This window comes from Sinomonas sp. RB5 (assembly GCF_054063535.1).
In genome coordinates this window covers 258,096-270,128 of record NZ_JBSSGJ010000002.1, presented here as the reverse complement: position 1 = coordinate 270,128, position 12,033 = coordinate 258,096, and the positions used below count along the sequence as shown (strand labels likewise).

The 12,033-nt window shown below is 65.0% G+C and carries 13 protein-coding genes and 1 pseudogene; 7 read left to right on the top strand and 7 right to left on the bottom strand.

The genetic code is table 11. The features are described from left to right. Positions 1 to 14 precede the first annotated feature (14 nt). From ACVWWH_RS03935 to ACVWWH_RS03925, 3 genes and pseudogenes are all read right to left on the bottom strand, one after another. Entirely contained in the window at positions 15 to 1,133 is a 1,119-nt protein-coding gene (locus tag ACVWWH_RS03935) for a PEP/pyruvate-binding domain-containing protein (protein WP_457315695.1), read from the bottom strand. A gap of 29 nt (positions 1,134 to 1,162) precedes the next feature. Continuing rightward, the gene (locus ACVWWH_RS03930; RefSeq protein ID WP_457315694.1) at positions 1,163 to 2,518 is read right to left on the bottom strand and encodes a cytochrome P450; all 1,356 of its coding nucleotides are present in this window, start codon (positions 2,516 to 2,518) and stop codon (positions 1,163 to 1,165) included. A gap of 392 nt (positions 2,519 to 2,910) precedes the next feature. After that, positions 2,911 to 3,696, bottom strand: a pseudogene (locus ACVWWH_RS03925) (IS110 family RNA-guided transposase); the annotation flags it as partial. Positions 3,697 to 3,748: 52 nt separating this feature from the next. Between ACVWWH_RS03925 and ACVWWH_RS03920 the strand changes: the two are divergent. Together ACVWWH_RS03920 and ACVWWH_RS03915 are read left to right on the top strand one after the other, a co-directional pair. Further along, positions 3,749 to 4,519, top strand: coding sequence for a hypothetical protein (locus ACVWWH_RS03920; protein ID WP_457315693.1), 771 nt, complete (start codon positions 3,749 to 3,751; stop codon positions 4,517 to 4,519). A 236-nt stretch (positions 4,520 to 4,755) separates the two neighbouring features. Beyond that, entirely contained in the window at positions 4,756 to 5,118 is a 363-nt protein-coding gene (locus ACVWWH_RS03915; RefSeq protein ID WP_457315692.1) for a hypothetical protein, read from the top strand. Positions 5,119 to 5,215: 97 nt separating this feature from the next. Here ACVWWH_RS03915 and ACVWWH_RS03910 read toward each other — a convergent pair whose 3' ends face one another. Further along, the gene (locus ACVWWH_RS03910) at positions 5,216 to 6,304 is read right to left on the bottom strand and encodes an XRE family transcriptional regulator (protein WP_457315691.1); all 1,089 of its coding nucleotides are present in this window, start codon (positions 6,302 to 6,304) and stop codon (positions 5,216 to 5,218) included. A 10-nt stretch (positions 6,305 to 6,314) separates the two neighbouring features. Further along, on the bottom strand, positions 6,315 to 6,611 hold the full coding sequence (locus ACVWWH_RS03905) for a type II toxin-antitoxin system RelE/ParE family toxin (RefSeq protein ID WP_457315690.1): 297 nt from the start codon (positions 6,609 to 6,611) through the stop codon (positions 6,315 to 6,317). A gap of 192 nt (positions 6,612 to 6,803) precedes the next feature. Here ACVWWH_RS03905 and ACVWWH_RS03900 point away from each other — a divergent pair, with 192 nt between their 5' ends. The 5 genes from ACVWWH_RS03900 (at position 6,804) to ACVWWH_RS03880 (ending at position 10,977) form a co-directional block, all read left to right on the top strand. Next, positions 6,804 to 7,055: a multiubiquitin domain-containing protein gene (locus ACVWWH_RS03900; protein WP_457315689.1), complete on the top strand. Its 252-nt coding sequence runs from the start codon at positions 6,804 to 6,806 to the stop codon at positions 7,053 to 7,055. Beyond that, complete coding sequence (locus ACVWWH_RS03895; RefSeq protein WP_457315688.1) at positions 7,030 to 8,208, top strand: ThiF family adenylyltransferase; 1,179 nt, start codon at positions 7,030 to 7,032, stop codon at positions 8,206 to 8,208. The genes ACVWWH_RS03900 and ACVWWH_RS03895 overlap by 26 nt, the downstream gene beginning before the upstream one ends. Next, positions 8,109 to 8,600, top strand: a complete 492-nt coding sequence (locus tag ACVWWH_RS03890; RefSeq protein WP_457315687.1) for a DUF6527 family protein — start codon at positions 8,109 to 8,111, stop codon at positions 8,598 to 8,600. The genes ACVWWH_RS03895 and ACVWWH_RS03890 overlap by 100 nt, the downstream gene beginning before the upstream one ends. 293 nt (positions 8,601 to 8,893) lie before the next feature. After that, complete coding sequence (locus ACVWWH_RS03885; RefSeq protein ID WP_457315686.1) at positions 8,894 to 9,769, top strand: hypothetical protein; 876 nt, start codon at positions 8,894 to 8,896, stop codon at positions 9,767 to 9,769. A 269-nt stretch (positions 9,770 to 10,038) separates the two neighbouring features. Beyond that, a complete protein-coding gene (locus ACVWWH_RS03880; RefSeq protein WP_457315685.1) occupies positions 10,039 to 10,977 on the top strand; it encodes a hypothetical protein in 939 nt (312 codons plus the stop codon). Here ACVWWH_RS03880 and ACVWWH_RS03875 read toward each other — a convergent pair. After that, positions 10,974 to 11,642 (bottom strand): RES domain-containing protein, encoded by a 669-nt coding sequence (locus ACVWWH_RS03875; RefSeq protein ID WP_457315835.1) that lies wholly within the window; start codon positions 11,640 to 11,642, stop codon positions 10,974 to 10,976. The two genes, ACVWWH_RS03880 and ACVWWH_RS03875, sit on opposite strands and share 4 nt — an antisense overlap. A gap of 58 nt (positions 11,643 to 11,700) precedes the next feature. Beyond that, positions 11,701 to 11,904, bottom strand: a complete 204-nt coding sequence (locus ACVWWH_RS03870; protein WP_457315684.1) for a hypothetical protein — start codon at positions 11,902 to 11,904, stop codon at positions 11,701 to 11,703. Positions 11,905 to 12,033: the final 129 nt, after the last annotated feature.

Sequence of the window (12,033 nt, the reverse complement as noted above, 5' to 3'; positions counted from 1 at the left end):
GGCGAACGGAAGGGTCAGGCGGTGAGCTTGATGGAGCCCCAGCTGAAGCCGCCGGTGGTGGCGGACGACGGCGCGGCGCCGGCTTGCGCGCTCTGGCTCACCACGGGCTGGGGTGCGGTGGCGGGCTTGGAGGAGTGCACGGTCTCGGGGCGGGCCTGCAGGAGCAGGAGGTTCTCGCCGTCGGGAAGGTCGGCGTCGAGGGCCCACTCGATGTCCTGCGGGGTCTTGTAGTGCTTCTCGGCGCGCTTGGCGAGCGTGGCAACCGCGGTGAGCTGCGCGTCGGTGAGGCAGCGGCGGGAGCGGCGCTCGGCGTCGACCTCGCGTTCCACGAGGCGGCGCGTGGCGGCGTCCGGGACGAGCTCAGCGTGCTTGTCGCCGAGGTGCTCGGTGACGAGGGCGAGCGTGACCTTGTCCAGGACGATGTTGTCCGGGGTGACCTGGCCGGAGACCACCATCTCGCCGACGCCGTAGGAGGCGTCGATGGTGATCTTGGAGCGGTCGCCGTTGGTGGGGTCGAGGGTCATGGCAACGCCGGAGGCCTTCGCGTTGACCATCTTCTGCACCACCACGGCCATGGAGAGGCCCCCGTTGGGGATGCCGTTCTTGAGGCGGTAGATGATGGCGCGGGAGGTGTAGAGGGAGGCCCAGCACTTGCGGATGTGCTCGCCCACCGCGTCGAAGCCCTCGAGCCAGAGGTAGGTGTCCTGCTGGCCGGCGAAGGAGGCGTCGGGGAGGTCCTCGGCAGTGGCGCTGGAGCGGACGGCGACCGGGACGGGGGAGTCGAAGCGGGACTGGAGGGCCTCGTAGGCGGCGACCGTCTGGGCGCGGGCCTCGGTTGGGACCGGGCACTCCTCGATGCTCGCGCGGATGGTGGCGGAGACGGCGTCGACCTCGGCGACGTCCTCGGGGTTGAGGCCGGCCAGGAGCGCGTGGATCCTCTCCGTGATCTGGTTCTCCGCCATGAACGCATCGAATTGGGCGGTGGTGACCACGAAGCCCGGGGGGACGGGCATGCCCGCGGACGTCATCGTGACGAGCGAGGCGCCCTTGCCGCCGAGGTTCGCGAGGGTCGGCTCGGTGCCGCCGTCGAAGAACTGGATGTACTCGGTGTCCTGGAAGTCGGTGTCCTGCATGGTCTGCTCCATGGTTGTGGTCGGCGCGTTCATTCGGTCCAGCTCACGGGAACGGAGACGGGGACGCGGAAGGAGAGGTTCTCGCGGAACTCGATGCTCCCCGGGTCATCCACCGTGAGGTGGGGGAGCTTGGCCGTGGCCTCCTCGAGGGCGATCTTGGCCTGGAGCTTGGCGAGCATGTTGCCGAGGCAGTAGTGGATGCCGAAGCCGAACGAGAGGTGCTCGCGGGCATTGGGGCGGCCGATGTCGAAGGTCTCGGGGTCCTCGAACTTGGACTCGTCGCGGTTGGCCGAGCCCATCACGAGCAGGATGCCGGAGCCCTTCGGGATCTTCACCCCGCCGATCTCGGCGTCCCTGAGGGCCTTGCGGCGCCAGGCGACGATCGAGCCGGAGTAGCGGAGCACCTCGTCGATGGCGCCGGGGATCTTCTTGGGGTCTTCGACCAGCTTCTGCCACGTCTCGGTGTCCGCGGCGAGGAGGCGGAGGGCGTTGGAGATGAGCGTGGTGGTGGTCTCGTGGCCGGCGAAGAGGAGGCTGTAGGCCACCGAGGCGATCTCGTGGTCGGAGATCTCGGCGCCGTCCTTCTGGGCGGTGACGAGGTCGGCGATGAGGTTGTCTCCGCCCTCGGCGTGGGCCTTCGCGACGAGGGCTAGGCAGGCCTGCCAGTACTCGACGAGGTTGTGCGCGTGGGGGATCTGCTCCTCGTCGGTGAGGTCGCCCCAGGTCATCGCGGCGCGCGAGTCGGACCAGCGCTTGTAGTCGTCCAGCTTGGCGAGGTCCTCCCCGATCAGCGTGAGGATGGTGATGGTGGGGACCTCGTAGGCGAGGTCCTTGACGATCTCGCCGTGGTGGGCGGCTGCGTCCTGGCCGCGGCCGATCATCGCGTCGAGGCGGTCGGCGACGTTCTGGCGGATGAACGGCTCGAGGACCTTGAACCGGCGCGGCGTGAACGCCTTCTGCACGATGCCGCGGATGCGGGTGTGCTCCGGGGGGATGCGGGCCGAGAGGCCCGAGTAGGCGGTGAAGCCGCCCTCGTTCATGATCTGGGTGGCCTGCGGGCCGCGCTTGCGGACCGGGGCCTGGGCGTTCTCGGAGGAGAAGGTCTCCCAGTCGTCGAAGACGGCCTTGATGTCGTCGTAGCGGGTGACCACGAAGAGGTCGATCCGCTCGTCGTACATGACCGGCTCCTCGGCGCGGAGGGCCGCGTAGGCCGGGAAGGGGTTCTTCATCTGGAACGGCTCGTAGCCGTGGTGGGTGGCGCCGTGCGTTGCTGCGGGGGCGGACGACGGCGCGTGGCCGGCGCTCGCGGGCGCCGCACCTGTGTCGGTGCCAGCCTGGGCGCCGAACCCGAACGGGCAGCCGGTTCCCTGAGTCTCCAGTGACATCAGCACTCCTTGATCTGGTGGCCATCGGCGCGGCTGGGAGCCGGGCCTCTGCGTCTTGTTCCAGTGTGGTCCTGGTCACCGACAAGCGTGCTGGGTCACCTTCCGCTGAGTGGAAGTTGCTTGGCCAGATTGGGGGCCCGGACCGCTCGACGCCCTGAGCATCATCTTCCGTTCCTGTGCTTGCCCCGCGTGCATTGAGGTGCCGGCAACGATCGGATGCAAGGCCAATCAGCTTGAGAGCCGGCGCTGCTCGGCCCGTCCCATCAAAGGCTTAGCACCCCTAATGCTGAGATGGACGAAGTGAGACGCCTTCCCGAGACATCCTCAGTCCTAGGACTTCGTTGACCCTCCGCGGCAGTGCCCGATGCGGGGGGGTGCCTCTATGGTTTTCGTCAAGCCGCTGAGGCTGTCTGCGGCTCGTAGAGGGTGCCGTCGCGGAGCATGGCGAACAGGACGTCGCAGCGGCGGCGGGCGAGGGCGATCACGGCTTGGTTGTGCCGTTTGCCCTGGGCTCGTTTTCGGTCGTAGTAGGCCCTGGACGGCGGGTGGTTCAGGGAGGCGAAGGCGGAGAGGAACAGGGCGCGTTTGAGCCTTTTGTTCCCTCCGCGCGGTGCGTGCTCGCCCCGGATCGAGGTACCGGATCTTCGGGTGACCGGGGCGATGCCGGCGTAGGAGGCAAGGTGTGCGGCGTCCTTGAAGTCCTTGCCCACGACTTCGGTGAGAATCCTGGCTGCGGTCCTGGCCCCGACTCCGGGGAGCGAGGTCAGGACCTTGTGAAGAGGGTGGGCCTCCACGAGGACCTCGACCTGGGCGGCGACCTCGGCCCGCTGGCGGGTGAGCGTGGCGAGCTGCTCGGCAAGGATCGGGATCACGACCCCGGCGGCGTCGGTGCCGGGCACGACGACGGTCTGCTCGCGCAGGGCCGTGAAGATCTCCTCGGTCAGCCTCTCGGCCAGGCGCGGGGCGTGCTTCTTCAGCCTCGCCCGCACGTGCCCCCGCCCGGCGGAAGCGAGCCTGGCGGGTGTGGGGTAGCGGGTGAGCAGGTCCGCCACCGCGGGGTGGGAGATCCGCGGCCCGAGGGCGCGCTCGAGGGCGGGGTGGATCTGGGTGAGCAGGCCGCGGAGCCGGTTGGAGACCGCGGTGACCTCCCCCGCGAGGTCGTCGTCGAACCCGCTCAGCGGCTGGTTCGATAATAGCCAGAACGTTGTACTGGTTGCGGAAGGGGTTTCTGTGGCCATCGGCATTACTCAGTTAGAAGAAAAGCCCGGACTGGCCGCCGGTCTGATTTTCGTTGGACTTTTATGCTTTCGAGTCTCGGACTTAGCCATCGAGGGCGCAGAAGGCCATCTCGGTTCCCGTGAGAATCTCACGGGTCACCGTGCCGTTAGAGCAGAAGCGTTAGAGGCTGCTAGGAAGGCTCAGCAAGATCTTCAGGGGTTAATTGCCAAGGGCTGGCCCAACGTACAATCTGGTCTGAAGTCAATGCGTAGTTACAAGGGACGCCTAATTTGCTTGATTGCAGCAATTTTGGCGCTTCAAGCATTGGCCCAATCGATAATGTTTCCGATCGCGGTAGGCCAGAGGTTTGCGCCTGGGGGCATTGGAGGATGTCTAAGATCGGTCACATTCTTTTTTTCATATGACGTCATCACCACAGGACCCCTGCTTGTGGCTGCTGCATGGACAGGAAGCATCCTGATCGCACGCGCACAAGCGAAATGGTTTGCGCAGCTTTTCAAGCTGATCCAGGCGTGCATCTTTTTGATTTGGATTGCGTTTTTGTTTTTAATTTACGACGGAAGTGTACGGTACTTCGTCCTGATTGGTGCAAGCGTATCGGTGCTGCTGATGTTCCTTGCCGTTTTCTGGGGGGTCCATTTCGGCCGGGGGCCAGGGCGGGCGGTTCCACAGCTCGCCGCTGCCTTCCTCTTCAGGGAAGCGGCTAGGGCCGAAACTGCCCTTGAGGATGGTCGTGACGAGCTAGGCCCTCGTCATCTCTGACTATGCACACACCGTAATATTTCAGTGCACTCTCTGTCCTTATCTAGCCGTCCGAGTGGTACGCGATATTGCCCTCTGTGGATCTCCAGAAAGGGGCGGCGGTAGCTGCGGTGATTGTCAGCCCCGTGGCACTCCTTCGGGGCGAGGCTCTTTGTCCACGCACGAAGCCGGAGGAGACGCGCCGGGAGGCCGCTGAACGAACCGGAGATGCACTGAGCGTCTGTGCCAGTTGGGACTTGAGCCGCGCCGGCCGCGACGAGCCGGCCCAGGCTGTGGGGCTGATGGCCGAGGCCGACCGGGAGAACCGCGACCGCCAGCAGGGCGCGGACGCGGAGAACCACCGCCCCGAAGCACTGGCCGACGAGGCCGGCCACCTGTACGACTCCGCCGAGCGACGCCAGGAGCTCGCGGACAGCCTCGAAGCGCTCTCCGACCGCGAAGCCGTGCAGGCACGCCTCAGCGCCGACCAGGACCAGGCAACCCCGCCCACCGCCGCCGTCACCAGAGCACCAGGCCGCAGCCCGAAGGCCCGCAAGACCCGCAAGACCCGCGGCGCCAACGGCCAGAGCCAGCTCCTACAGAAAGGGCTGAGCCGCTGAGGGAAGCCTGAGACGTGCGACGAGGTGCCCGATGCTCAAGTCGCCCTTTGACGTCTACTGAGCTATTTCAGGATGCTCCGCTGCGGGTGTGGCACCTCTAGCTTGCCTTTAGGTGCCCAGGCCACTTCCGTAGGTGCTCGATCGCGTTGGGGGCGTCCTTGACGAGCGTCGTTCGCCAAGGAATAACTTGCTCTTGCTGGAGACGCCCTATGACGACGATCGGATGGACCTCGAGATCTTCGGCCACGTCCTCGATCCACTCCTTGCTCAGGCGCGTGGGGGGCGTCGGCAGGTCTGTCGTGATCATCCAGTTCGCGGCCAGCTCGTCGGCTCGATCCTCGTCGCCGAGCGTATGGTCGTCTTCGTCGATTACAACGGCGCCTGAGTCGGTATCGCCCCGTGCGATGTGGGCAGCCTCGTGCAGGAGGGTGAAGAGGACTTTGTCGAGGCGCTGGCCTCGTCCGGAGAGTGCGATGACGGGACCGCGGTCGTCCTGAAATGAAGCGCCCGAGATCTTGCTCGATGGAAAGGCTTCGAAGAAGACGAGTCGAACTCCTGCTGAGGCGAATGCCGAGGGAAGGTCTTCTAAGCCGGATGGCTTCTTGACCAAGCGACTCACGCTGGCGGCGAGGTGCGTTAGGCGTTCCCTGTCATAGGGTCCTGCCGTCAGGGAAGATGCAATGTTCTTGGCGCAGGCAAACCATGCGTTCTGTGCTGGCGAAAGGGGCTCACCCCTGTTGGAACGTCTTGCGGCGAGGCACCAGCTGGGACGTTCGTCGAGACTGTTGATGCCCATTAGTCGGAGCAGCTGGTCGGCTTGCTCGTGTGTTGAGGAAGCCGTGATGATGCCCCGCTTCCGAAGTGCCGCCATTGGCGCCAGGCTGTTTAGCTTGGCGCGGGTCTCGACTTCACCAAGTGCTTCGCGGGACTGCGGATCCTGTCTCTGCTTCCAGAGGAAGAAGGAGTCCTGAAGCTTCAGCCAGAACTCGGCGCTATTGCCCAGAGCGGCGCCGATCTGGGCGGCTGACTCGCGGGTGATCTCCTTCTTGCCCGAGATGATCTCGGAGACAAATTGGGTCGGCCGACCAAGGATCTCGGCGAACTCGGCCTGCGTCCAGCCACGCGCACCGAGTTCGTCTGCCAGATGTTCTCCAGCGGGAAATGCCTCGGCAAGGGTGGTCTCCATTGCAGCCCCTTCAGTGGTAATCAACAAGTTCAATCACGACGGCAACTCGTTCGGCGTCGCTCCTGAAAGTGACAATCAAGCGGTACTGGTCGTTCAGTCGCATCGAGTGCGTTCCGGCTCGGTTGCCCTGCAACTGCTTCAGGCGCAAGCCGCGCAGCGCGTAGAGATCGCGCTCATCGGTTGCGGCACCGATGAGCTGGATGACCTTGCGATAGGCCTTGATGACATCACGGCTCAGTCCTTTCGCCATGCAGGTCGCATCGATGGCCAGGAGTCGCAGTTCCTCGTCCTTGTACTCGACCCGCAAGCTCGACCCCACTCCATCACCCTTGAGCTGAAGCTCAGCGTTCGTGGTCGAGTGTACACAGCCAAGGGTAAACGCTGGATAGATACTCGTCTACTTGCCTTCACCCTTTGGGTGAAGTAGTGTATCGAAAGGGCTCCCCATTGAGAGCTCGATGACTACGGTCCGGTTGGGGCCAGGAAGGTGGAGGACGCCGTGAGCGCACCCACGAAAACCACGGCCATCTTCGTCAATACGCGCGAGGTGGACGTGGCCGAGAAGAAGATCGCCTATGACGAGCTCATCGTGCTGGCCTACCCGGGCGAGCCGGTGACGCCGGAGATGGCGTTCACCGTCACCTACTCGCGCGGACCGGGAGGTCACGGCTCTGGCTCGCTCACGGCCGGGGGAGAAGTCGAGGTCAAGAAGGGGATGGTCTTCGATGTCTACCGGACCATTCGCTCGTAACCCCGACCTGAAGAGGCTCCGGGACGAGGGGTACACCGTTGAGCTCAGCGGATCACACCTCGTCATGCGCGACGTCCCTTACGTCACCCCGGATCGGCGCGTAGAGAGGGGTGTGCTCGTCTCGCCCGTGACCTTTGCCGGCGACGGAGTGTCCGGGATGAACGACCACACCGTCCACTTCCAGGGCACCACTCCCAGCGACTCCTCCGGCATGCCGCTCGTGCAGCTCATCAACAGCTCGGCCGGCCAAGAGGTGTACCCCGGTCTCCGTGTGAACTTCTACTTCTCTCAGAAGCCGGCGGAGGGCACCTACCCGGACAACTACGCGAAGTTCACCTCCTACGTCCGGCTCCTGGGTGTCCACGCGGCACAGGTGGATCCCGAGGCCACTGCCCAGCTCTACCGCCCGGCACCCGACATGGGGGACGACTCCCCGTTCGTCTACCGCGACTCGGCGTCAAGCCGAGCCGGAACCGACGTCCTCAATGAGGTCTTCCGCGGACATCGCATCGCGATCGTGGGCCTGGGGGGCACGGGGTCATACATCCTCGACCTGATCGCGAAGACGCCCGTGGAGCAGATCCACCTGTTCGACGGCGACGAGTTCGTCAACCACAACGCCTTCCGAGCGCCCGGTGCTGCCTCGATCGAGGTACTCGACGCACGGCCCAAGAAGGTCGACTATCTGGCCGGCGAATACTCACGCATGCGGAAGGGCATCTTCCCCCACCCCGTGTACGTCGGCCCAGAAACCGTCACGCAACTGGAGGGGATGACATGGGTCTTCCTGTCCGCGGACGAACTGGCGGCCAAGCCGGAGATCATCGACTTCCTCGAGGCCCGCGGCATCCCATTCGTCGATGTCGGCATGGGGATCGAGAAGCACGAGGCCGGCCTCAGCGGCACCCTCAGGGTGACCGCCAGCCTCCCTGGCCAGCGCGAGGCGGCACGAAACCGCATACCAGCCCACGCCGATCGGCCGGGAGGCGAATATGGCAGCAACATCCAGATAGCCGACCTCAACATGCTCAACGCAGCCCTCGCCGTCGGGCGATGGAAACGCGCCCTCAGGTTCTACGCCGACCACGGCGGCGAGTGGAACGCCACCTACAGCCTCTTCACCCACGAGATCCTCAACGAGGCCGACGAGTGAGCCGCACAAACCGACTCGCTGCCAAGTTCACCGACAGCTTCCCTAACGAGCTCGTCCCGGGCGTCCTCTACATCAGCATCCTCTTCACCACGGCAGCTCACCTCTGCTGCTGCGGCTGCGGATACCAGGTCTTCACTCCGCTGCGCCCAAACCGATGGAGCATGACCTACGACGGAGAATCGATAAGCCTTTCGCCATCCGTCGGCAGCGCGGGCCTGCCCTGCCGCTCGCACTACGTGATCAAGCGCGGCCAGCCCGTCTGGTGCAACGATCTGACCCCCGATCAGATAGCCCAGGGGATGCTGCGCGACGGTTGGAAGGGCCCAGACACCCCGGTCGGTTGGCGCCGGCTCCTTCGGCCCCTCCCAACCCGGAGAGGCCGAGGCCGCTAGTGAGCAGCCCAGGATCAGAGCCGGCTACGCGCCCGAAGCCATGAACTGGCCAGCGGTGGAAGGAACGCGACGTCGTCGTCTGTTCACTGCGCACTGGGCGGACCTGTGCCCCGACAGCGGAGGACAAGCACATACAGAAGGGACAACACGAGCGTGGCAGAGCCAATGCTTTGGCTGGTAGCAGCTTCCCCAATCCTCCCGGACATCTCGCTGTTCTCTGCGCGATGCGATGTCCACGGAAGACCTCATTGAGAACGTCGGTTCCGGCTAGGCGTGAGATCGGATCAGACCCGTTGCTGCGTCAGCCGAAGGAGGCAGTTGCCGAAATCCTCTTCTTGGGTTTCGGATGCACCTACGTTTCCGCGGCGATCGTCTACCTCGCCCTCGGCGGCGGGAGCGGTCTCGAGGTAGTGCTGTGGGCTGCGAAATCCGCAAAGCTGCTGCTCGATCAACTGGGCTGGACATGGGGCATCTACGTCGCGGTGCTCTTAGCGTTCTACGCCGTCATCGGCGGCGAGCAGATCGTCGGCAGTCGGGTGACGGCAGCGCGAACTCGTCGGAATCTGGGGTTCTTCGCCGAGCTGATGGCAGCCTCTACCGTCCCGACGCTGGCGATCGTCCTGATCTACTGTGCGGAGCACCCGACGAGATGGAGCGCCCTGTTCGTGCTCATCCCGGTTGGCGGAATCATCTGGTTCCTCGGCATTCAGCTCGGGGCATTCGTCGTCTTCGAACGGGAGATCCGCCGAGCCAGAGCCCGGGCGACCCTGGCTTGCACGACGAACCAGTTGCCAGCATTGCAGAAGGCCGCCGGACGCGCGGCGTGGGCCGTTCTGCTGGCAAATGCGGCTGTCGTAGCGACCTTCGCGGTCATGCCGGTCCTGCTGGGCGGCTCGAGGTCTGCGATTGCATTCTGGGTCCTCCTGTTCTTGGCAGCGCTTGTCCAGCTGGGCATCAACTTGTACACCGTCTACGACACGAAGATTTCTTCCGGCTGGCTCACCAAGGGCGTGTCATGGCTCCTTCCAGCTTTCACGACGCTGTCGGGAGTCGCCCTCGGGGTAGCGATAGGATCCCAACGCCCATTCCGCGACGGCGTTGCGGTCGCTGGCTCCCCTTCTTGCTATGGCGATTACGATCTGGCGCAACCCAGGCTGGAAGCTGTCTGAGTGGAGCATCCAAGGGGGTGCATCAAGAATGGCCGTGGCTACTCTCCAGAAGAGGCATCAGCGGGCTCTCGACGAACTCGCCGCGCGCCGACCCGGGAGAACCGCTCACGCCTTCCATCAGCGACCGGCTGCACGCAGCCTTCCAATCTGGAGGGGCCGACTGAACCAGACGGCCGGAAGCTCATGGGAGACCAACCATCACAGGCGGTCTGAGCGTGACCGGGCCGAAGTTTAGTGTCCGGGCTACTGCGAAGAAGTAGTTTGAACTCATGGCGGATCATAATGATTTCAAGCTCCATGTCGAACTGAACGTACATGTCGAGGATCCCGAAGAGCTGAAAATCTACGCTCGTGATCATGTGCAGGAGCAGATCGAGGACGCCGAGGATCTGGCCGAAGTCCTGCGCGACATGGAGACTGGCCCTGCGGCGGCTCTGGAAGCCATTGTGGAGCCCTGGCGCTTGGTCGATGAACTCCCAGGAGTCAGGGATGTCCGTGCGCAATGGTGGGTCGGCGAAGCCGGCGACCGCGACGCGGGTGCATTGGAGGTCCCTCGCCCGGCCGGTGATCCTGAAAGGAGCGAGGAGGAGATCGTCAACGAGATTCTCGGCTCTGGGGACAAGGTCAGCGGGCTGGACCTCGATCGGCTCGGCTACGACGCGCACGAGGCCGATCCGGATGAAAAGGCTCGTTCGCTCCGCTCGGCTCGCGCCGTGGCAGGCGCGATCAGCTGGTCGTACGAGATTCTGGTCGAGGAGCTGTTCGAAGACATCAGGACCCTCGCCGATACTCCAGGATCGGTGGCGAGGACTAGGCGGATCTCCGACCTCCCGCCCCTCTACCGCACCCAATACGGGCCGTTGTTCGCCCAGCAGTTTCTTGCTGTGACGATAGAACTGGGGTCAGACATGGCCCGCGGATTCCAGTCACCCAGCTGCGTCGCCCAGGAACTCGCCCTCCGGCTGGTACTGGACGGCGTGGAGATGCTGAGCGACATGTACCCCTCTCTGGAGATCGCCGGGGGATGGCGGGGGCGGGTGGAAGACTCGCTCTTCGAGGACCTGGACCACGAACTCCTCTATGACCCATCACGCGATGGGATCAGCGACGACCCGGCCTTCGCGCATCTCGGGATCGCCGATCTCGATTTCTCCGCGTGGTTCACCCCGTTCACCGACAGAACCGTCAACCCCTACGCCGGCGGCTAGGCACCGGTCGAAGATCTCAATGCCAGGTCAGGCCGAGCGTCTGGAAAGCCTCTTTGATTGCAACGCTGTCGGGGGTCGAGTTCCTCGGCTCGAATGGCTGCGAGCCTGGGGCTTACCGGCGGGTCGCTGGGGCGTTCGAACAGGGCCCACAGGTGGAGATCGTCTCCGTGGCGGGATGAGAACGTGACACCATCGGTGTCGGTGGTCTCATACAGCCATGCGGCCACGGCCTGGGTGAGCTGCCGTGGGCGGGCGTCCTTCAGGGCTGTGGCGTCGAGGTCCGTAAGGCCGAGGGTGAGGGCGAGGTCGATGAAGTGCGGGTACAGCGCCGCGACAGTCCGGGAGTCCGTGACGGCGCAGTAGGTCCCGGACAGTTCGGCCGAGGTGGCAGTGCGGGCGTCGAGCCATTCCCGCGGAACCTCGCCGGGGGCCACGGTGGGGTGCAGCACGGCGTCTTCGTCGTCCTCGGCGATCTCGTCCAGCTCGGCGGTGAGGCGGGCATTGCGGCGGAATCCGGCGAGCACCTCGAGGAGGCAGGCGTGCAGGGTGGAGCCTGCGTAGAGGGTGCGGAAGTTCCCGTGGAGGTCATCCCATCGGCCCGGGAACCGGCCGTCGGTCGCCCATTCCCAGCCGCTCCACGCCCAGGGCTCGGGGCGGAAGCCGATGCGCCATACCCCGGGCGTCCGCAGTGACCGTTGCCAGTTGTTGTCTGAGGCCCACCCGTCAGCCTGCCGCTGCGAAGGCCCGGGCGGCGGCGAGGACAGCCTGCGCCGCGTCCTCGAGCTGGCCTTCGCGCAGCAGCCGCGCCGGCGGGACGTCGTCCAGCTGCGGGTTCATGCCCTGGAACCAGGCCTGGACCACCGACCGGGAGTCCCGCTCGGCCAGCAGCGCTGCGACATGGTAGGCGTGGCGCAGATCCCGCTGCACCGGGGATCGCCCTCGGCAGTGCCTCGTCCAAGATGTGAACCGTGATCTCAGCTATGAAACAAGCCGCCGGCTATTTGAAACGGCTTCTGGCACCTTGCATATCAGGGTCAGGCGCATTCGGGGCGATCT